The sequence below is a fragment of the Polaribacter sp. HA6-7 genome, assembly GCF_055693625.1.
This window is the reverse complement of record NZ_CM146338.1, coordinates 2,155,294-2,176,167: the sequence shown is the minus strand read 5'-3', so window position 1 is coordinate 2,176,167 and position 20,874 is coordinate 2,155,294. Positions and strand designations below refer to the sequence as shown.

Annotated in this window: 16 protein-coding genes and 5 pseudogenes; 4 read left to right on the top strand and 17 right to left on the bottom strand. The window is 27.9% G+C overall.

What is annotated here, in order from left to right:
* Nucleotides 1-4: 4 nt before the first annotated feature.
* The 6 genes and pseudogenes from ACZ1HD_RS12190 to ACZ1HD_RS12165 all read right to left on the bottom strand — a co-directional run bounded on the left by ACZ1HD_RS12190 (nt 5) and on the right by ACZ1HD_RS12165 (nt 6,099).
* Nucleotides 5-1,927: an alpha-2-macroglobulin family protein gene (locus ACZ1HD_RS12190; RefSeq protein WP_472687567.1), complete on the bottom strand. Its 1,923-nt coding sequence runs from the start codon at nt 1,925-1,927 to the stop codon at nt 5-7.
* Between the two features lie 233 nt (nt 1,928-2,160).
* On the bottom strand, nt 2,161-2,463 hold the full coding sequence (locus tag ACZ1HD_RS12185) for a carboxypeptidase-like regulatory domain-containing protein (RefSeq protein WP_472687566.1): 303 nt from the start codon (nt 2,461-2,463) through the stop codon (nt 2,161-2,163).
* Nucleotides 2,463-3,797: a hypothetical protein gene (locus tag ACZ1HD_RS12180; RefSeq protein ID WP_472687565.1), complete on the bottom strand. Its 1,335-nt coding sequence runs from the start codon at nt 3,795-3,797 to the stop codon at nt 2,463-2,465. The genes ACZ1HD_RS12185 and ACZ1HD_RS12180 overlap by 1 nt, the downstream gene beginning before the upstream one ends.
* A gap of 81 nt (nt 3,798-3,878) precedes the next feature.
* The gene (locus tag ACZ1HD_RS12175) at nt 3,879-4,130 is read right to left on the bottom strand and encodes a hypothetical protein (RefSeq protein ID WP_472687564.1); all 252 of its coding nucleotides are present in this window, start codon (nt 4,128-4,130) and stop codon (nt 3,879-3,881) included.
* A 6-nt stretch (nt 4,131-4,136) separates the two neighbouring features.
* Nucleotides 4,137-4,292, bottom strand: a pseudogene (locus tag ACZ1HD_RS12170) (hypothetical protein); the annotation flags it as partial.
* A 742-nt stretch (nt 4,293-5,034) separates the two neighbouring features.
* Nucleotides 5,035-6,099: a hypothetical protein gene (locus tag ACZ1HD_RS12165; protein ID WP_472687563.1), complete on the bottom strand. Its 1,065-nt coding sequence runs from the start codon at nt 6,097-6,099 to the stop codon at nt 5,035-5,037.
* 168 nt (nt 6,100-6,267) lie between these two features.
* Between ACZ1HD_RS12165 and ACZ1HD_RS12160 the strand changes: the two are divergent.
* Nucleotides 6,268-7,619 (top strand): annotated as a pseudogene (locus ACZ1HD_RS12160) (UDP-N-acetylmuramate--L-alanine ligase).
* Nucleotides 7,620-8,098: 479 nt separating this feature from the next.
* Here the strand turns inward: ACZ1HD_RS12160 and ACZ1HD_RS12155 are convergent.
* The 8 genes and pseudogenes from ACZ1HD_RS12155 to trkA all read right to left on the bottom strand — a co-directional run bounded on the left by ACZ1HD_RS12155 (nt 8,099) and on the right by trkA (nt 15,421).
* A complete protein-coding gene (locus ACZ1HD_RS12155) occupies nt 8,099-8,713 on the bottom strand; it encodes a nucleotidyltransferase family protein (RefSeq protein ID WP_472687562.1) in 615 nt (204 codons plus the stop codon).
* On the bottom strand, nt 8,703-8,849 hold the full coding sequence (locus tag ACZ1HD_RS12150) for a hypothetical protein (RefSeq protein ID WP_472687561.1): 147 nt from the start codon (nt 8,847-8,849) through the stop codon (nt 8,703-8,705). Before ACZ1HD_RS12150 ends, ACZ1HD_RS12155 begins: the two co-directional genes overlap by 11 nt.
* A 206-nt stretch (nt 8,850-9,055) precedes the next feature.
* The gene (locus tag ACZ1HD_RS12145) at nt 9,056-9,841 is read right to left on the bottom strand and encodes a hypothetical protein (RefSeq protein WP_472687560.1); all 786 of its coding nucleotides are present in this window, start codon (nt 9,839-9,841) and stop codon (nt 9,056-9,058) included.
* A gap of 272 nt (nt 9,842-10,113) precedes the next feature.
* The gene (locus ACZ1HD_RS12140; protein WP_472687559.1) at nt 10,114-10,800 is read right to left on the bottom strand and encodes a T9SS type A sorting domain-containing protein; all 687 of its coding nucleotides are present in this window, start codon (nt 10,798-10,800) and stop codon (nt 10,114-10,116) included.
* A gap of 218 nt (nt 10,801-11,018) precedes the next feature.
* Nucleotides 11,019-12,275 carry a hypothetical protein gene (locus tag ACZ1HD_RS12135; RefSeq protein ID WP_472687558.1) on the bottom strand — a complete coding sequence of 419 codons (1,257 nt, stop codon included), beginning with the start codon at nt 12,273-12,275 and terminating at the stop codon, nt 11,019-11,021.
* Nucleotides 12,206-12,478 carry a hypothetical protein gene (locus ACZ1HD_RS12130; RefSeq protein WP_472687557.1) on the bottom strand — a complete coding sequence of 91 codons (273 nt, stop codon included), beginning with the start codon at nt 12,476-12,478 and terminating at the stop codon, nt 12,206-12,208. The genes ACZ1HD_RS12135 and ACZ1HD_RS12130 overlap by 70 nt, the downstream gene beginning before the upstream one ends.
* Nucleotides 12,479-12,578: 100 nt before the next feature.
* A pseudogene (locus ACZ1HD_RS12125) lies at nt 12,579-14,076 on the bottom strand (TrkH family potassium uptake protein).
* Nucleotides 14,077-15,421 (bottom strand): annotated as a pseudogene (gene trkA, locus ACZ1HD_RS12120) (Trk system potassium transporter TrkA).
* Between the two features lie 150 nt (nt 15,422-15,571).
* On the opposite strand from trkA, the pseudogene radC reads away from it, so the two are divergent.
* The 3 genes and pseudogenes from radC to ACZ1HD_RS12105 all read left to right on the top strand — a co-directional run bounded on the left by radC (nt 15,572) and on the right by ACZ1HD_RS12105 (nt 18,452).
* A pseudogene (radC, locus tag ACZ1HD_RS12115) lies at nt 15,572-16,257 on the top strand (RadC family protein).
* A gap of 34 nt (nt 16,258-16,291) precedes the next feature.
* The gene (locus tag ACZ1HD_RS12110) at nt 16,292-17,596 is read left to right on the top strand and encodes a polysaccharide deacetylase family protein (protein WP_472687556.1); all 1,305 of its coding nucleotides are present in this window, start codon (nt 16,292-16,294) and stop codon (nt 17,594-17,596) included.
* A 1-nt stretch (nt 17,597) separates the two neighbouring features.
* Nucleotides 17,598-18,452, top strand: coding sequence for a hypothetical protein (locus ACZ1HD_RS12105; protein WP_472687555.1), 855 nt, complete (start codon nt 17,598-17,600; stop codon nt 18,450-18,452).
* On the opposite strand, the gene ACZ1HD_RS12100 is transcribed toward ACZ1HD_RS12105, so the two are convergent.
* The 3 genes from ACZ1HD_RS12100 to ACZ1HD_RS12090 form a co-directional block, all read right to left on the bottom strand.
* On the bottom strand, nt 18,422-18,676 hold the full coding sequence (locus ACZ1HD_RS12100; protein ID WP_472687554.1) for a hypothetical protein: 255 nt from the start codon (nt 18,674-18,676) through the stop codon (nt 18,422-18,424). The two genes, ACZ1HD_RS12105 and ACZ1HD_RS12100, sit on opposite strands and share 31 nt — an antisense overlap.
* A 291-nt stretch (nt 18,677-18,967) precedes the next feature.
* A complete protein-coding gene (locus ACZ1HD_RS12095; protein ID WP_472687553.1) occupies nt 18,968-19,633 on the bottom strand; it encodes a hypothetical protein in 666 nt (221 codons plus the stop codon).
* Between the two features lie 61 nt (nt 19,634-19,694).
* Nucleotides 19,695-20,831 (bottom strand): glycosyltransferase family 4 protein, encoded by a 1,137-nt coding sequence (locus tag ACZ1HD_RS12090; RefSeq protein WP_472687552.1) that lies wholly within the window; start codon nt 20,829-20,831, stop codon nt 19,695-19,697.
* Between the last annotated feature and the right edge of the window lie 43 nt (nt 20,832-20,874).

The following is a 20,874-nucleotide window of genomic DNA, read 5'->3' as shown; positions in this document are numbered from 1 at the left end:
TTCTTTACTGAGACCAAGAAGTTTTAAAATAACCTGTACCAGCTTCTATTTTTGCGTTCTCTAACTTTGTTGGTTCAATTTTATGTTCACCAATTTTAATAGTAACTAACTCTTCGTTATTGTAAGCCCAATCGTTTCCGTTTAAAAGTAAAGCGTAAATTGCTTCGGATGTTGCTTTGGTTGTTTTCCAGCTATTGGTTTGCTTATTTTTTAACAGCCAAACTTTTAATTTGTCAATTGTTTTGGTGTTATTTTCTAATTCGGAAAAAACTTCTACCATTAAAGCTTGTGTTTCAACAGGTGCTTGATAAAAATAATAACCGCTATTATTAGATTTCCAATACATACCTAATTCATCTGAAGTAATAGCATTTTCTTTTAATGAATTTAAAATTTTAATTGCTGATGTTTTTTCATTTGTTATAAATAGATTTAATGCAATTTGCCCTTTTGCATATAAATTAAACTCTGTCCAATATTTTTTTGATTGTTCTTGATAGTAATTAACAGCTACTTTTAAAGATGTATTTTTAGCTAAATTTTGATAAAAACTTCGCATGTACAAATACTGAATTGTTGTATAATCTAAATGATTTTTTTCTAAATAATTTTTATATACTTTTTCACCGGCAGATTTATTTTTAGATTTTCTCTTCAATTTATCGGCATTTTCTAAAAGTGTTTTGTGTTTCTTTACAATTTGGCTATCTAAATAATTAACAGCAGCGTTAATCATTTTTTTTGTGTCTGTGTTAAACTGAGCTACACCTAGTTTTTCTAAATGACCAAAACCAGTTGCAATATGAAGTGTAATGTAATTATTCTCATATTCTCCGCCTTTAAACCAAGGAAAACCACCGTAACTCTTTTGCATATCTTTAAGTTTTGCAATGGCTCTTTCTTGCTCGTTTTTCATTTTATTCAAATCGAATAACAATGCAATCCTTTTTTTCTGTTCAGACTCAGATTGTGCATCTCTTAACCAAGGTGTTTCTTGAATAATTAATGATTTTAATTCTTCATTCTTCTCTAAATTGCTAAGCAACGCATCAGAAGATTTCCATAGATTAAACACTTCTTGAATTCTAGGATTTGAAATCGCAATAAAACTAGCCAAAGTATTTGCATAAAATCTAGAGAAAGTTTGTTCTGAACATTCATACGGATATTCCATTAAATATGGCAGAGATTGAATTGCATACCAAACTGGGTTAGAGGTTACTTCTAATGTTAATTTATGATTTTTTAAAGTTGTAGAATTATTTTCTCTTAATTTCTTTAAGGTAAACGTTTTGTTTTCATTAGAATTTACCCAAATTGGTAATGTTTCTGTAACCAGTTTTCTGTTAGATAAAACTGGCAATACTTGTAGTTCTCCGTCTGAAAAAGAACCGGCTTTCGCTACAATTTTATACTGAACCGCCTGTACAGTTTCCGGAATAAAAATTTTCCAAGAAACATTTGTGTTACCATCTTTAGCAACTGTAAAGTTTTTATTTGCACCAATGTTTTGCATTAAAACATCTATTTTTTTATTGGTAATAGCATCTGATAGCTCAAGTTGTGCAATTCCGTTTAAGGTATTATTTGTTAGGTTGGTAATTTTAGCACTTAAAGTAATTGTGTCCTTTTGTCTTAAAAATCTTGGTGCATTTGGTATTACCATTACTTCTTTTTGAGTAACAGTTTGCATACTTTTTACAGCATATTTTAAGTCTTTTGTATGTGCTAACAATTGCAATTTCCATCGAGTTAATGCTTCTGGCATTGTAAAGGTAAAACTTACTTTTCCCTCTTTATCAGTTTTTAACTGTGGATAAAAAAATGCAGTTTCTTTAAAATTCTTACGCGCTTTAATTTGAGATAAATCTGCAACAGCATTTGTAGTTATAATTATAACACCATTATTTCCTTTCGAGCCATACAAAGCAACTGCTTCAGAATCTTTTAAAACTTGATAACTACTGATGTTTTCAGTTTTTAATGACTCTAAAACATCTAAAGTACTGATCTTACCGTCAATTACAATTAATGGTTTTTCATTCGAGTTTAAAGAAGAATTTCCTCTAATTCTTATTGTTTTATTATCATCAGCAATATTTATTCCTGCGGCTTTTCCGCTTAAAACAGTTGTTATTTCGGCTTCTTCTTGTGGTACGCTTATCGAACCTGTTCTATCGGATGCTTTTCTTTTTGAGTACCATAACCTGTAACAACTATTTCATCTAATAATGCTAAATCTGGAATTAACTGAACATTTAATCTAGAAAAATCTTCTACTTTAACCTCTACACTTTGATAACCAATATATCTGATAGATATGATATCATTTTTTTTAACATCAATTGTAAAGTTACCTTCAAAACCTGTGTTTACGCCTTTTGTTTTATTTTTATTAAGAATTGAAACTCCTGGTAAAGGTTCGTTATTTTCATCAGTAATAAAACCAGTAAATTGTACCATTAAACGAGCCGAGACTTTGTTATTTTAATCTTTTTTGAATTTAGCTTTTGTCTAATTGTTCTTAGATAACTGTTGTTTAGCCAAGAATTATTATTCAAACTAAACCCAAACCAGTTATAGGTAATGTTCTTTATAGTCGGAAAATTTAAATACCTGTTTCTATTATTTGTTACGTTAAAATTATTTACACCAAAGCTTAAGTTTGCATTACTAGATTTATACGAGTAATATTTTTTAGTAGCTTTTACTGGATAAAAATACCAATTGTGTGTTTTAAATTCGTCTAAAGAAGCATCGTACATAGAGGCTAATAATTCTGCAGCAACTTTATCGTTTTTATCATTTTTGATGGTAAAACTCCATGTTTCTTCTTGTCCGGGTCTTAGTTTATCTCTAAAAACATTTGTTTCAATTTCAATATTACTTTTAGGTTTATCTAAAACATTTACAAGAATACTTCCGCTTTTAAAGTAATTAAAGTTTACAAAATGATATTTAATAGCAAAACCACCAATGTCTTCTTTATTTACAGGGATTTTAACCGTTTTAGTAGTGTTTTTTAGATGGATTAGTCTCGTATCTACAATTTTGTAATTTTTTTCTATTTGCACAATAATTGTGATGTCTTTAGAAGCAGAACCAATTTTTAAGTTTACTGTTTCACCTTCTTTATACGAGTTTTTATCGGTATTAATTACAAACAACTTATTGTCTGCAACTTGTTTTTCTGATGTCGAAAACACCGAAAAGTTAACTTCATCTTTTACTTTTTTACCAAACTTATCTTTGGTTTCTAATAGAGCAATGTATTTACCGGATTCCCATTTTTTAAGATTTGATATTTTTATTTTTTTAGAATTTTTAGTGTTAAATTTTTTAGAAAAAGTTAATGCTCCTTTTTGCCAATTGGCAACATCATCTTCTTTATTTGAGTAAGGATCATTCGGGAACAATCTTTTAAATTCTTCTTTAGAAATTTGCTGATAATCTGGTTCTTGCCAAGGTCTATTTCTTAAAGGAGCTTTTGGTGCTTGTAATTTGTATATTTTTAAAGTTCCTTGAGCAGCAGTAAACTGATTGTTTAAGTTATTGGTTTCAATATTAATTATTGTTTTCTGCTGATTCTTATCAATATTACTATCCATAGAAATAGAAGCCAATAAACTATGGTAACCAACTTTTACAGTGGTTGTGGCACTTCTAGTTTCTCCATTAATATCAGTTACGTCTGCAGTAATTTGATACGTAAAAATTGGTAAATTTTCTTCATAAGTACTTTTATCTCGGTATTGCTTTAAATTTGATAGAGAAATTTCCGTAACTATCTGTAACAACTTCTCCGTTAGAGATTTCTTGTGATTCTGAGCTGTAGTAAGGCCTTCTCCAAGAATACCAAGACGGAAATTGTGTTTTTCTTAGTACTCTATAAACAACATTTGCATCGGTAATATTTGCGCCGAAAAAGCTTTTGCAAAACCATTAACTACAATCGAATCATTAATTTTAAAACTTTCTGTTATTGGCTTAAACTCAGTTTTAAATTTTGGTCTTTTGTATTCTTCTACTGCAATATTTGTGAATGCGCCATTAAAACGTACGTTTTTAGTGATGATTGAATTTGCCTTAACATGAATTTTATAATTACCTGTTAAACCGTTATTTGGCAATAGAAATTCACCAGCAACACTGCCAAAATCATTTAATTCTAAAGTTTGAGTTTTTACAATTTGGTTATTTACATCTTTTAAACTAATTTCTACAGTTTTATTATTTACAACCTTTGAAATTTCATTTTCATTCTGAGTTAAAATAGTTTTAAAATAAACAATTTGTCCGGGTCTGTAAATACTTCTATCCGTAAAAATAAAAGCCTTAATGTCAATATAATCATTCTTATTGTTTGCATTATTATTTGCTCTATTGTATAAATATGAAGAACCAAAAGTTGCAGCATCATCTTTGGTTTGAACTTTAATTTGAACGTTATTATATCTGCTATTGCTTTTAAAAGTTGCAAATCCTTGTTTATCTGTAACTAAGGTTTTGTTGATATATGAACCGTAATTACGTCTAGTGTTTTGTAAATTTATTTTAGCATTTTCAATAGGTTTTCCTGTATTTCGATCTAAAACTTGATAATTATAAGAGTTATTAAAAGTATTACTTACCAGAGTTAAATCAGTAACTTGTATTACAGTAGAAGCGTGAATAAAATTGGTTTCTATGTCTCTTTTTTCTGATGCAATAATTAAATATTTACCACCATCAAACTTAGGAACAATAGTTTCTGTGGTGTGTTGTAAAAAGTCAGATTCATTTTTTAAATTACTTATCCACGTTTTTACTTTTGATAGTTTTGAAAGAAAGTTTTTTTCTTTTGGATGTCATAAATATCATTAAATGAGCTCAATTCACTTTCAGAGACCTTGTAAGCCGAAAAGTAAAGTTTATTTAGGTTTTTGTATAATACTAAAAATCTAGAATTAGACTGAATTGGAATAAATTCTTCGGAAGTTATGCTTAAAGATGAGTTTAAAATATTTGCTTTTAATACTTTGCATTTTTTTGCAGCTAAACTTTTCGAAACTTTAAAATAGTTTGGTTACACAACTCTAAAGCTTCTTTGTTTTTAAATTGATTTTCTTTTTTTAGAGTATCCTTATAATGCAATGCCTTTTCATTAAAAAACTGTGCTATTTCAAAAGCATATAAACCACTAGATTCGTGTAAACTATTATTTTGTTTACTAGTTTGAAGTGTTTTTAAAAGTTCAGCTTTACTGTTTTTAAAAGTTCCGTTGCTCTCTACAAATTTTAATCTTTCGATATCAATATGCGCTAGTGCATTTTTTTGATTTTTTTCTGAATGTAATTGTATCAATTTTTGATACAATTTTAAAGCATGAAATTGATTTGAAATACTATCTTTTGATTTGATTTCTAAAGAAGAGAAAGTCTGTGAATTTTTAATGAAATCTGGATTGTTTATTTCGAATTTATATGAAGGTTTATGAATTGAATTTTCGCTTGTATTATAAAATTTTAGTGCAGAATTCGCTAAAAAATCGAATAGAGATGGTTTAAATTGAATAGTTTCATCATCTATATTTAAGATATCATTATAATCTGTGATTTTTATTTCTAAAAGTTGCTTATCATTTTGTAAAGAATTATCAAAATGAAATTGTATTTCTTTAAAAATTGTAGCTAAATCCCAAGTTCTAAAGTCTTTTAAATTGGTTTTTTCTTTAGTAGCAGTTCTATTGTAAAATTTATATCTATTTTGTTTAAAATATTGCCAATATAAATTCCCTAAAATATTTTCTAGAATGTTTTTTGTAGGAAATGTTTGATGTGCAATTTGTGTTTTAAATTGATTTATAACCTTTAACTGTGCGTTTTCTTCTAAAGTAAGAGAAAATTTACTTTTGTAAAACAGCGATTTAATTAATTGCGGTGAATTATTTTCTTTTGCAGCTTTGTTATATATTTTGTCGACAATTTTTAAGGCTGATTTAGGTAAATCATCCAACTCAAATTTTTCGACATTTAACCATAATTCGTTAAAATTATCTTGAGAATTAACGGTCGTAGAAATCAAAAATATTGAAAATAAAGTTGTTATAATTTTTTTCATAGTTAAATTGTTTGCACCTAAAATAAGTGTAAATTTTACTGAAACTAAAACGTATTTTACTAAAGTGGTACTTTTTGCAAGTAAAAGTAACTTTTCGATTAGTTTCGTGATAAATATAATTAATAATGTAAAGAGCTTTTGTACTTTTACTTTTTAAAATTTTGTTAAATGAATATTCATTTTATTGCCATCGGTGGTAGCGCAATGCACAATCTTGCAATAGCATTATACCAAAAAGGATACCAAGTTTCCGGAAGTGATGATACAATTCACGATCCGTCTAAATCTAGGTTAGAAAAATATGGTCTATTGCCAAAAGAATTTGGTTGGTTTCAGAAAAAATAACAAATGAATTAGATGTTATTATTCTAGGGATGCATGCTAAAAAAGATAATTTAGAATTATTAAAAGCCCAAGAATTAGGGTTAAAAATTTATTCTTATCCAGAATTTTTATATGAGCAATCTAAAAACAAAACAAGGGTTGTTATTGGTGGATCTCATGGTAAAACAACCATAACTTCTATGATTTTACATGTTTTAAATTATCATGAAAGACAAGTAGATTATATGGTTGGTGCACAATTAGAAGGATTTGAAACAATGGTGCATTTAACAGAAGAAAATGATTTTATTGTTTTAGAGGGAGACGAATATTTAAGTTCTCCTATGGATATGCGTCCTAAATTTCATTTATACAAGCCTAATATTGCATTGTTAAGTGGTATTGCTTGGGATCATATTAATGTATTTCCAACTTTTGAAAATTATAAAGATCAGTTTCAAATTTTTACTGATTCTATGGTTAATGGAGGAAGTATGGTATACAATATTGAAGATGATAACGTAAAAGATGTTGTAGAATCTTCTGAAAATCATATAAAAAAATATCCATATGAAACTCCGAAACATTTTATAGAAAACGGTATTACTTTTTTAGAAACAGAAGAAGGAGATTTACCTTTAGAAATTTTCGGAAATCATAATTTACAAAACTTAGCAGGTGCAAAATGGATTTGTCAACACATGGGTGTTGATGAAGATGATTTTTATGAAGCAATTGCTAGTTTTAAAGGAGCAAGTAAGCGTTTAGAAAAAATTGCAGAAAATAATTCTTCTGTAATCTTTAAAGATTTTGCTCATAGTCCTAGTAAAGTTGCTGCAACTACAAAAGCTGTTAAAGAGCAATATTCTAACAGAACAGTTTTAGCATGTTTAGAATTGCATACGTATTCGAGTTTAAATGCTGAGTTTTTGTCAGAGTATAAAGGAGCATTAGATGCTGCTGATGAAGCAGTTGTATTTTACTCACCAAATGCAGTAAAAATTAAACAGTTAGAAGAAGTAACTTCTGCCCAAATAGCAAATGCCTTCGAAAGAGAAGATTTAATTATCTATACAAATCCTTCAGCTTTTAAAGAGTTTTTGTTTAATCAGAATTTAGAAAAAACAGCAGTGGTGTTAATGAGTTACAGCAATTATGGTGGCTTAGATTTTGATGAAGTTAAGAATTTGATTTAGATTTTGTAAGGTTTAGTTGCCTAAGCTTTTCTTTTTGCCAGTTTTTATCTCGTATTCTATTAAATACCCATTTTCTAAATTCCTTATTTACAATTGATTTTAAAATAATATTTAATCTATTTTTAACGAATAAATAAAATCCAATGTTTTTATGAACACGTTTTGTATTCACCCTATTTGATATTTGGTTATTAAAAACTTGTAAATACTTTTCAGTTTCCACTGTGTTTTCATACTCTAAGGAAGAAACTTTATTAAAGGTAATATAAGTTGAAGCTAAAAAAGAATTTAAAGGGTTCTTTAAATTTTTGAAGTTTTTAAATGCCTCTTTTGCTGTTGTTTTTTTGACAATAGAAATACATCATATGCATTTCTTAGAGCAATGTCTTTAAAATATATTCCATCATCATTTATTTGCTTCGCAATTATAGAAAGCGAAATTTGATCATCATAACTTAAAACTGTTATTTCATTTATTTTTAAGAGGTTTTTTTAACGCTATCATAATTAAACTCACTTGCATATTTTTCAATTAAAAGTTCTTTATGTATTTCGATTGCAGCTATTCTTTTTTCTTTATGCAATCTTGCATAATGCTTAAATTGTGGGAAATCATAACTTTCTTTACTAACTCGATTATAACCAAAACCTTTAATAAGTTTAATTGTATTAATGTAATCGTTTTTTGAAACAATAAAATCAATATCACCAACCATTCTTTCTGCAATGTCGGCATACAAACCTTCTAGTAAATTACCGGTTCCTTTTAAGAAAATTGGCGTAATATCATTTGCAAGTAAAAGACTATTAATTTCTTTTGCTTGTTTTATAATTTGTTTGTTTCTTTCCCTGTTTAAATCGGTTATATGAACCATATAATTTACCAATTCTTCAGGTAAATATTGTAATAGATTCCCTCTTTTTAGATTGCAATATAATGAAGGAAAAACAAAATGTTTCGTACTTACTTTAACAACAGAATCCCAATCTATTTCAGTGTTTTTTAATGAATCCTCAATTTCGATTCGGTTCTTTTTTTCTAAAGTTATTGTTAAACATTTGGCTACAAAAAAGAGTGTTTCTTTATAATTCATTCTCAAAAATTTTAGAAACTGTATTTATCATTTTTTTATTATCAGAATATGTAATTTGATAACAATTTAAGTTCGAAAACCAGTCTAAAAATAATTCAGAGTTTTCTTTTATTGGAGAAAGCCAAGAATCTGGCACTAATTGCTGAAAAGCTTCAATCTTAGAAATTTTACTAAAAGAGATATCACTATCTTTTTCATATTTAATAAATACTAAATCTTTACAAGGTAAATGTGCTAAAAAGTTACTATTCTTTGGCTCTAAGTAGCGAACTATTTTATTTAGTCTTTTAAAATGATATTCTGCAGAGTTTTCTAATTCCGGATAAAAAGGGAGTAGTGTTTTTAAGCTGTTTTTTTGATTGAAATTGATGCAGGAAAACTAAAAACTTCATTTTTTTCTATATCGATCGGCACAAAATCATCAGCTAAACAAGTATACCCGTTTGCTTGTAATAAAGCTAAAGAAGTACTTTTACCGTTACCTGAGTCTCCTAAAAATAATATAGTTTTTTTACCGTTAGAAACAGCAGATGCGTGAAAAACACCCATCCATTCATTTTCTTTTTTCTGATGGATTTTTTGAATTAATTCCATTGAAAATTTTCCTTGAAAATAATGAACCTCTTTTTTGTTCCAAGCACCAATAAAGTTGTTGTCAACATAAAAAAAGATAAAACTATTATTTAGAAAGACTGTAAATGTAGTGTGTATTTTATCTGAGATGGTAGTTTCTAAATGCGCAAATTTAGGATGAACTAAATACAGTTCATATTCTGAGTTGAATTCAACTTTATAAACTTCATTATTTATTTTGTAATACTTTGTGAACTCGAAAGAAGTTGGTTTCGTAACATCTCTATAGTCGTTAACAATTGTATTATTAATAATAGATTTATTGGCATAAATTTTCTTTTCAAGGTCTAAAATAAAATCTATTGTTTTATCCAAAGGCACCTGTAGTTTTTTAGCTAATGGAGTTGCTATTTCTTTCACAGAAATTCCTTTACTTAATCGTTTTAAAATATCTGCTGTTGTATTCTCTAATACTAGATATTCGTTACTATTTTTAAACCAAACAATTGTTTTGTCTTCTATGGTTTTAAGTAATAATTCAGATTGATTTTTCATGAAAAATAAATGTAGGTAATTTCTAAATGATATTCAATAAAAAACGCCTCAATAAAATTGAAGCGTTTTAATTGTTTTAAAATTTCAGTTTAAAATCCTACTCCAGGTTTTTCTGGACTTTGTGCTTGCGCTTTTTGAGGATTTAAAATCATGTAAGTTCCCAAGGCAGTTAAAGCAGTATATTTACCATAATTACCTATTTTTTTAATAGCTTCTTTACGAGTAATTTTTGTTTCGTTTTTTTCATGGTTAAATGTTTTATCTCTAAAGAATTATTCTAAAATTATCTTTTTATTAATGCTATTAGAAAGTGTTTCTAATTTTACAATATATACACCACTCGTTAAATTTGGTAGTGCAACATTTTTTGTGTCAACAATGTTTAGCTCTTTCTTTAAAACATTTTTACCTAAGATATTAAAAATTGAAATGTTTACTTTTTCATTATTAAACCCTGTTAATTTTAAGTTAGTATTGCTTGTTTGAAAAATTGAAATATTACTAACTAATACATTTTCTATATTTAGAGCTTCGTTTGTCTTTGTATGAATAAAAAAACGATCATCAGTATTATTAGTTTTAACAGTAGCAATATAATTAGAAGAAGTATCTAGTAGCGTAAATGTGCCTGTTAATCTATCTTCTAAATAAATGTTATGTTCTTTTGGTAAATTAATTCCGTTTGCAGAAAATGTAATTTCTGAATCAGCAGGTGCATTAACACCAACAGGAATAACCATGGAATCAAAATTGGATTTTGGTAAAGTTTGAATTGCTAATTTTTGATTGCTTTCTTCTGATACTAATTTAGTGTATATTGTAAAAGAATCACCGGCACCTGTAAAAATTGAACTATCATAACCGTTGTCAAAACCTGTTGTTTTTTCAGCATAATAATAGATAGAAGTATTTGAGATTTTTCCATTGTTTGTAATACTTAAATTAATCTCTGGTCTCAAATTTTCTATTTTATTAAATGTTCCTGTTGTTTGATGACTTTGATCTGCTTGTTTAAACTTAAAATCACCACCAGTATTGCTAGATTTTACAAAGAAACTTTGTGCCGGAGCTATGTATAGAGATGGTCTTTGATTTGTTCCGGTTCCTACAGTTGTAGTTTGGTTAACTGTAATATAAGAAGCAGTAGTTTTATCCCAAATCCAAAGTGTTTCCTCTTCTAATACTCCGAATTTTCTGATAATAAATTAGTTGAATTTACAGCAGTATTAAAAGGTAAATACGCAGGATAAGGATTTCCTACCAAGTTAAAAGCATTTCCTGAAGTGGCTGTTTTGTCGGTAATTGTAATTGAAACATCAGAAGTAGGTGCATCACCTTTAAACCCTAAGTTTCCTTTCGCAGTATCAGAATTTAAAGCAGAATTTGGTAAAACGCTGTATCCTTTACCTTGTTCCATTGTTAGAACTGCGCTTGTATTGGCAACATCAACTTCAGCTTTAGAATAATAATCCCAACGAAGATTAGAATCAGATTGAGAATTATCGTAAAATGCGATTCCGTAGTTTGTTGCACTTTGTTGCAAAGCATTAAAAACAGCAAAATTTCCCTCTCCGGTGTTACCATCTATTAATTCTCCAACGGTAGGAGAAGAGATTAAACTCCATTCAGATGTATCGTCAATAAAAGTTTCTGTAAAATAGAAAAAAGAATTATCATCAACAGAAGTATAACTTCCATTTAAAATTAGGGTTGCAGCATCTAAAGTTTTTGATGCAGTAACTTTAGATTCTAAATACAAAGAGCTTCCTGCATTAACTGTAACATTTCCATATACAGTTAAACTTCCGGATAATACAGATAATCCGTCAGCTTCAGAAATTGATAAATTACCAACTTCTGCATTAGTAGATGTGCTAATTTCAGGTGCATTCGGCATTAAATCCGGAATTATAACTAAAGAACTAGAATTAGGAACGCCATTATCCCAATTTAAAGGGTCAGTCCATGAAGAACTTATAGCACCTAACCAATTTGTGGTTAATATTGTAAAAGATTCTTTAGAAATAGGTAAAGTAGCTTCTCCATCACCAGTGTTGTGTGTCCAATTATTTTTATCTATCATAAGATTAAAATAATTTGAATACAATGCTTCTGTAGATCTTGAACCATTATAAAATCCTCCGTCAGGACTAGAAACAGGATTAAATTCTAAAAAATCAACTCCAGCAGTCAAACCAGTACCAGTTAATTCTCCACTTAAATTTCCATTTTTTAAACCTGTTAAATAAGTAGTTGGTGTATCTTTATCAGTCCCTAAATAAACAAAAACTGCTTCACCGCTTGCAGACCAATTAAAAGATCCACTTTTTTCTATAGTTCCTTTCGAAACCCCTAATAAAGGGTTTAATGTGGCATCAACATCTGTAAATACTGTGATACTTCCGATTTTATAACATTGCTTCCAGTGTTCCAAGTTATAAAACCAGAGCCATCTTTTATATATATTATTGTATTTGGAGAAAGATCTACTAAGTTAACTAAAGAAAAATCTGTATCTCCGTCTGCATTAAATGCTGTGAAAGCAATATCACCAGTAGTTTGAGAATTTACAGAATTAACTGTAAATACTGTTAAAATAAAAAGGCAGAAAACCTTTAAAAAGTACTTTTGTTTCATATCGTTAGTTTTTAGGTAGTCTAAGATACAAAAAAATAAAGCTATTACTAGTGTTTAGTATTTGTTAACAATATGTTAAAATTAGAAAGATTGTAGTTTTCTAGTTTTTACGCCAAAAGAAAGGTGTAAATAGTATTAAAACAGTAAACAATTCTAACCTACCAATTAACATTAAAAAAGAACAAAACCATTTTGCAGAGTTGGTTAAATGAGCAAAATTATCTACAGGACTTACAGAACCTATTGCAGGCCCAATATTTCCTAGAGAAGATGCTGCAGCACCAATTGCAGACATAAAATCTAAACCTAATAATGTTAAAATCACTGAAGATATGATAAAAATTAACATATAAATTATAAAGAAAGATAGTATGTTAAAAACAATGGTTTGGTTTACTGTTTTGCCATCGTATCTTACTGGTATAATGGCATTAGGGTGTAATGCTTTTTTAAATTCTAAAAAGCTATTTTTAAGCATGACAATATGTCTAACAACCTTTACACCACCACTTGTAGAACCAGCAGAACCACCTGTAAAAAATAGTGCAAAAAAGATTCCGGTTGCAAAAAAGTTCCACATTGTAAAATCAGCAGAAACAAAACCAGTTGTAGTTACTACGGATATAACCATAAATAAAGAATGTCTAATAGCACTTTCTGTTTCTCCTAAAACTTTTGGATGCGCTAATACAGATTCTAAATTAGGATCTGGAAAGAATATAATAATGATTGCAATTATTGCAGAAACACCTAAAGATCCAAATAAATAATACTTAAATTCTTCACTTTTAAATACACGTTGCATTTTTCCTTTTAAAGCGAAATAAGTCAATACAAAATTTGTACCTGCAACAAACATAAAAAAGATGACAATGTATTGTATTAAAGGTTTTCCGTTATAAAATGCGATGCTATCAGATTTTGTAGAAAAACCACCAGTACTCATTGTTGCCATTGCATGGTTAATTGCATCAAACCATGTCATGCCAGCAAATTTCAATAAAAAGAATTCTAATAATGTTAATATTACATAGATTAAATATAATCTTTTAGCTGTATCTGTAATTCTTGGATGTAATTTATCTGCTGATGGACCTGGAGCTTCTGCCATAAATAATTGCATACCACCAATACCTAAAAGTGGTAAAATAGCAATTGTTAAAACAATAATTCCCATTCCGCCAATCCAATGTGTAGCACTTCGCCAAAAAGAATTCCTTTTGGCATGTTATCAATATCGGTTAATATTGAAGAGCCAGTTGTAGAATAACTGGAAATTGTTTCAAAAAAGCATCAGAAATACTTGGTATTGCTCCGGAAAGTAAATATGGTAACATTCCTGTAAAAGATAGAATTAGCCAACCAAGTGTTACAATTAAATAACCTTCTTTTTTCTGAATATTAGTGTTTGTGGGTTTGTTAAAAAAGTAAAGTAAACTACCAATAAAGGTTGTTATAATACCTGCATTTAAAATTCCCCATTTTTCTATTTCATCATTAAAAATACTAAACGGAACCGTTAAAAACATAAACAGACCATTAAGTATTGCTGTAATACCTAAAAAACGATAAATTATTTTTGTGTTTAAATTCCCCATTTATCTAAATAGGCTTTCTACAGTGTTAATTGCTTCGGCAAACAGAAAACAATCACTTTATCTCCGCTTTGAATTTGCATTTCACCAAAAGACATATATGGCTTACCATTTCTAATTAAGCCACCAAAAACTGCATCTCTAGGAAAATTTAAATCCTTAATAGGTTTTTCTGTAACTTTAGCATTCGGCTGAACTTCAAACTCAAAAATTTCAGCATCTATGTTGTGTAAATTTGCAGATGCAAGTATTTCTCCTTTTCTAATATGCCTAAAAATATTACTTGCAGCAATTAGTTTTTTATTGATTAAAGATTCGATACCAATGGTTTGAGAAATCTCGATATAATCCATGTTTTCTACCAAAGCAATGGTTTTTTTAACACCTTTAGACTTTGCTACTAAACAAGACATAATATTGGTTTCAGAATTACCCGTTACTGCAATAAAAGCATCGGTTTCTCTAATATTTTCTTCTTCCAATAATTCTAAATCTCTACCATCACCATGAATTACTAAGACATTTTCTAATTCTTCAGCTAAATTTTCTGCTTTTTCTCTGCTTTCTTCAATTAGTTTGATGTTAAAACTATCTTGACAAAGATTCCTTGCGGTTTTTTGACCAATACTACTTCCTCCAAGAATTATAACATTTTTAATATCGAATTTTTTCTTTCCTATAATCGGATATAAATCCTTCATATTATAACTTGGTACAGAAAAATAAACTTGATCGTTAAGTTGATATTTTGTATCTCCTCTAGGGATAATAGTTTGTGCAACATTATCTCTTTTAATAGCAATAGTTATAAAATCGATATTGCTAAATTTCTGTTTAGCTTCTTTTACAGTTAAATCTACCAATGGAGATTTGTAAGATAAAGAAGTACCCATTACATTAAACAAACCACTTTCAAACTCTACTGTATCGTTAAAAGAAGATTGTTTAAGCAACATTTTTATTTCATTTGCTGCTAATTCTTGTGGCGAAATCATAAAATCTAAACCAAACTCTTTAAAGTTTACTTCGCATTCATTTAAAAATTCGGGTTGTCTATTCTAGCAATTGTTTTTTTAACACCTAAAGATTTACCGATTACAGAAATTGTAAAATTTGTATTCTGACTTTCTGTAACAGCAATTAACAAATCAGCAGAATTTATACCAATTTCTTTTAAAAGTTTTATAGAAGTGGCATCTCCTTTTTTGGTAATTACGTCTAAATGATTGTTAATATAATTTAGTTTTTCTCCATCAAAATCTATGATATAAGTATCTTGAGATTCGTAAGAAAGTAATTTTGCTAAATGAAAGCCAACATCTCCAGCTCCAGCTATAATAATCTTCATATGTAAAAATAGATAGAATATAAGTTGCAAAGATACGAAAGTCTGTAAATTGTTTTTTTAAAATTGAATTTTCTTTTCAACCATTTAAAAAGCGGTACTAAATCGGTTAAACCTAACTTAAATCTGATTTTGTATTTTTATAAAAAAAGCGTGGAAAAATTGACTATTAAATCTTGGGCATTAGACGATAGACCAAGAGAAAAATTGATTGCTAAAGGTAAAACATCATTATCTGATGCAGAACTTATTGCTATTTTAATAGGTTCTGAAACAGAAACGAAAGTGCTGTGGCTTTATCTAAAAGAATTTTAAAATCGATAGATGGTAACATAAACCAACTAGCGAAACTTTCTTTAGAAAAATTAATGGAATTTAAAGGCATCGGAGAAGCAAAAGCAATTAGTATAATTACAGCTTTAGAATTGGGCAAAAGAAGACAATTAGAAGTTGCCTTAGAAAAACCAAAAATAACTAGTAGTAAAGATGCTTCTTTAGTTTTACAGAGTATTATTGGCGATTTAGAACATGAAGAATTTTGGGTACTGTTTTTAAATAATTCTAACAAAGTTATTGCAAAAACGCAAGTAAGTAAAGGTGGTTTAACGGCAACAGTTGTAGATGTTCGGTTGTTATTTAAAAGAGCTTTAGAATTGGCTTGTGTGGCAATTATTGTGGCACATAATCATCCATCAGGTAAATTACAACCAAGTAATGCAGATAAACAACTTACTAAAAAGATTAAAGATGCAGGTTTTACTTTAGATATTAAACTTTTAGATCATTTGATAATTACCCAAAAAGATTATTTTAGCTTTGCAGACGAAGGAATTTTATAGAATTTACAATTAATTAAAACTTCTATACCCATAAATGATATTAGTTTACACACATAAAATAACACCAAGAGTTCGTTACATTTTTAAGCATGTTTTAACTAGAACGCTTTTAATTTCTGTTGATTTTACAACAAAAGTAGAAGAATTTGTGGCACATAGTGGACCCAAATTAACATACACAAAAACGCCTTTAGGAAACGAATTTTTTATAAAAAGTAACGATTTGTTGTTTGAACAAGGTGTAAACGATTTAGATATTAATATTCAAAAATGGGACAATACTCCGTGTTTTTTTGGTGCCGGAAGTAAATCAGCAATTCCTTTTGATATTTTTGCGGCAAGTTTTTATTTAATATCGCGCTATGAAGAATATTTACCGCACGTAAAAGACATGCATGGTCGTTATACAGCAACAGAAAGTTTAGCATACAAAAACGGATTTTTGGAAAAACCGGTTGTAGATATTTGGGCATACAAGTTGTTAGAAAAGTTAAAAGAAAAATTTCCAGATTACGATTACAAAACAAGATCTTACAAATATTTATCTACTATAGATATTGATAATGCATTTGCCTATAAACATAAAAATTTTATTAGAACCTTTGGTGGTTTTTTTAACGATTTATTTAAACTTCGTTTGATAAATGTTTGGTACAGATTTGCAGTTTCTTTAAATATTAAGAAAGATCCTTTTGATAATTTTCAAAAGATTTTAGACATAAAAAAAGCATCGGATATTAGAACTATCTTTTTTTGTTCTATAGGAGATTATACAACGTTTGATACCAATGTATCTGCATCTAAAAACAAATACAGATTGCTTATAAAAGATTTGGTAGATTATGCAAGAGTTGGTTTACATCCATCTTATTTTACAATGCAAAATCCTGGGTTGCTAAAAAAAGAAAAAGAAAGATTAGAATCTATAACCAACATGCCGGTTATAAGATCTAGACAGCATTATTTACGTTTTAATTTACCAGAAACGTATCAGCAATTGATAGATTTAGAAGTTCAAGAAGATTATTCTATGGGATATGCTAGTAATGTTGGTTTTAGAGCGAGTACCTGCACACCATATTATTTTTACGATATAGATTTCGAAATTCAAACTCCTTTAAAGGTATTTCCTTTTGCTTTGATGGATACAACTTTAAACGACTATTTAAAAATAACACCCAAACAATCTCTTGGAAAAATTAGAGATTTAAGAAATGAAGTAAAAGCTGTAAACGGAACCTTTATAACCTTATTTCATAATGAAAGTTTAAGCAATCATTTAAGATGGAAAGGTTGGAAAAGATTGTATGAGTCTATGGTTAAAATAGCAACTTCTTAGGATGATTAAGCTTATCTCAAGAAAAAATATCAACATTGATAAATATGATGGTTGTATTAAAAATTCAATTCAGTCTAGAATTTATGCGTTTTCTTGGTACTTAGATACTGTTTCTAAAAATTGGAGTGTTTTAGTCTTGAACGATTATGAAGCAGTTTTACCAATTTCTTGGCAGCGTAAATTGTTCTTTAAATTTGGTAACCAACCTTATTTTAGTCAGCAATTAGGAGTTTTTTCTAAGGATTTAATTTCAAAAGAATTACAAAAAGAATTTTTAAGTCAAATTCCGATTCATTTTTTTAAAGTTGTTATTCATTTTAATTCTCAGAATTATTCTACAGAAAATACAATTACATTAAAAAATTACAAACTAATCTTAAATACTGATTATGCTTCTTTTAAAAAGAATTTTTCTAAAGGAAGAAAACACGCAATTAAAGTAGGAGAGAAGGCATCAGTTTATGTAAAAGAAACAACTATAGCTGAGTTGATTAAAATACACAAAGAGAATTATTCATATAAAATTCCTTATGAAGTATTAACTGCATTGTCTAATGCTATTTTACGAAATCGAAAAGGATTTTTAATAGGTGTTTTTAAGGACGAGCAACTTTTAGGAGGTGCACTTTTTACAGATCATAATAACAGAATCACCTATTTATTTGCCGCTTTTACTACAAAAGGTAAAACGTTACAAGCATCTAGTTTTTTACTTTCAGAGGTTATTAAAAAGTATCAAAATAGCAATCTAACACTAGATTTTGAAGGTGGTAATATACCAAGTATTGCCAAATTCTATCGAAGTTTTGGCGCGGAAGAAGAAAACTATTTTGCTTTTAAAAGAACTCTCTTGTAAAGTTTTTTAAAGCAAATAAAAGAGAATAAACCTGTTAACCACATTAAAATAGCAGAAGTTATTGCAGCACCTTTAATGCCGTATTTTGGTATCAAATAATAATTACTAATTATATTTATTACAAGCGCAATACTAGCAATATAATAGTTAATATGTGCTTTTCCAATAGACGAAAGTAGGTTGCCATATAAACCTCTTAAAATAGATATACCGTGAAATTCCAAGCATTAAAATAAAGAAAGTTGTTTGGTATTTAATAAAGCTTTCATCTAAAAGACTTAGTAAAAAACTACCAAAAAAATAACTAAACATAATTAATAAGAAACTTAATATAGTAAACAGTTGTATATAGCTTTTTATATACGTTTTTATATAATTTTTGTCTAATATTTTTTCTGTAAAAGCAACAAAATCAGTGTTAATAAAAACTCTTGGTAGAAATAATAAACTAAAAGGTATAATAGAAACATATCTATAATTTGTTACCATTTCTGCATCGTTTATTAAGTAACCAATTAATAAAATATCAATAGCAAAAAGTAATTGTGTAACAACGTTAGATAAACTAGCAAAAAAACCATATCGCCGAATTGAAAATTTAATTCTGAAACTATTTTTATTTTAGTTGCTTTAATTTTTATCTTTTTGATAAAAAATAAAGACGCCAAAACAGGTGCCAGTAATAAAGAAATTATATAACCATTTTCTTGATAATAATAGGTTAAAACGGTAATTAGAATTAAGAAGATTAGACTGTATAAAAACTCGGAATATGCATAGCTTTTATTGTCGTGATTTAGTCTTAACTGGGTTTTAATAATTTCAAAAAGAAAAGCCGGAATTAATAAAAACGATAAAATAATTATGAAAAATTGTGCTTTTTCAAATTGAAAAGAAATAAAAAAACTAGTACTTATAATAATACTTATTAAAACAAGACACGAAATTAATCCGTATTTTAAAACATATAAAAAAATATGATTTTTATCTTCTGTATTATTGTTTAATGCACTAAATCTTAGTAAACTTTGATGTAAGCCTAAACCGCTAATTGGCAAAATAAATACAATAACATTATAAGAAAAAAGTAATACACCTAAATCTTGATTATCTATAAATTGTAAAGCTACCCAAGATGCAGCTAAAGATAAAATCTTAGCAAAAATTGTTGCCAAAAACACATAACTACCGAGAGCGTTTTAAAAAATTTAATATGTACGTTTTAATTAAGTTCAGTGTAATTTATTTTAATGCTTTAAAATATAATTTTTCAAACTCTAGCGCAATTTTATTTTCAGAGAAATTATCGATAACAAAATTGTGCATTTTTTGTTTATTAAGTGTTTTGGTTTTAAAACTTTTTTCAAAAAGTATAATACTTTTTAATAATTCTTCTTGATTATTTTTTTTGATTAGTTTACCAAAATCTTCTGGAAAATATTCTTCAATTCCGCCAACATTGGTAGAAATTACAGGTACACCACAAGAAAAAGATTCTAAAATTACACATGGTAGATTTTCATAATTACTAAACAAAACAAACAAATCACTGTTCTGTAATCTATTTGAAATTTCTTTATGAGGAATTTGATCAATAAATGTTACATTATTTAGATTGATATCAATTTTATTAGCAAAAGAGATGTATTTACTAGAATTTTCACCAATTATTTCAACCTTAAAATTTGCTAATTTAGTTTCTAGTTTTTTGATCACTTGTAGTAAACCTTCAATGTTTTTATGACGATTAACCATATTAGAAATATGCGAGATTGTAAAAACCGAATTTTTAGATTCTGAAGGAACAAATAAATTTGTATCAACAACATTGGGTACTCTTTTGTAATTTCCATCAAAACCTAACTGTTGCATTGCTTCTTTTAAATTGTTAGAAACTGGGCAAATAAATGCTGCATTTTTAGCAATTTTTTTACTGATAAACTTCTCAATAAAAGAAATGTTTTTTGATAAAGGTAAATGATAACCCGTAAAATGTTCAGAAATAATAAATGGTTTCTTTTGAGTTTTTTTTAGATACAAACTAAAAATACCAAAAGGATATAATTTATTTAAATGTACAACATCAAAATCACCAATATTTTTTAATAAAGAAAGAAAAGCTTTTCTATATAAAAGTAGCTTATTTAAAGGATTTTTCGTCTTTTTTATATAGGCAATATGTATATCTAATTCGTCTTTTTGTTCTGAAACTATTTCTATTTTTTGTATACAATTTTCATCAGAAATTATATGTAAAACTGTTACTTTATGTTTTTTTGAAACAGCTTTAGCATGTCTTTCTATAAAATCGCCATTAGTTGGCAAGACTCTAGAAGGAAACCAGCCGCAAAGAAATAATATATGTAGTTTTTTACTCAAAAAAAATAATTTATTATTACAAATATAACAACTTAATGTGCTT

Excerpts from the sequence above, each read along its gene's own strand:
- ACZ1HD_RS12185 (WP_472687566.1), bottom strand. The coding sequence starts at position 2,463 with ATGGTACAATTTACTGGTTTTATTACTGATGAAAATAACGAACCTTTA.
- ACZ1HD_RS12165 (WP_472687563.1), bottom strand. The coding sequence starts at position 6,099 with ATGAAAAAAATTATAACAACTTTATTTTCAATATTTTTGATTTCTACG.
- ACZ1HD_RS12155 (WP_472687562.1), bottom strand. The coding sequence starts at position 8,713 with ATGAATTATAAAGAAACACTCTTTTTTGTAGCCAAATGTTTAACAATA.
- ACZ1HD_RS12145 (WP_472687560.1), bottom strand. The coding sequence starts at position 9,841 with ATGAAAAATCAATCTGAATTATTACTTAAAACCATAGAAGACAAAACA.
- ACZ1HD_RS12130 (WP_472687557.1), bottom strand. The coding sequence starts at position 12,478 with ATGAAACAAAAGTACTTTTTAAAGGTTTTCTGCCTTTTTATTTTAACA.
- ACZ1HD_RS12110 (WP_472687556.1), top strand. The coding sequence starts at position 16,292 with ATGATATTAGTTTACACACATAAAATAACACCAAGAGTTCGTTACATT.
- ACZ1HD_RS12105 (WP_472687555.1), top strand. The coding sequence starts at position 17,598 with ATGATTAAGCTTATCTCAAGAAAAAATATCAACATTGATAAATATGAT.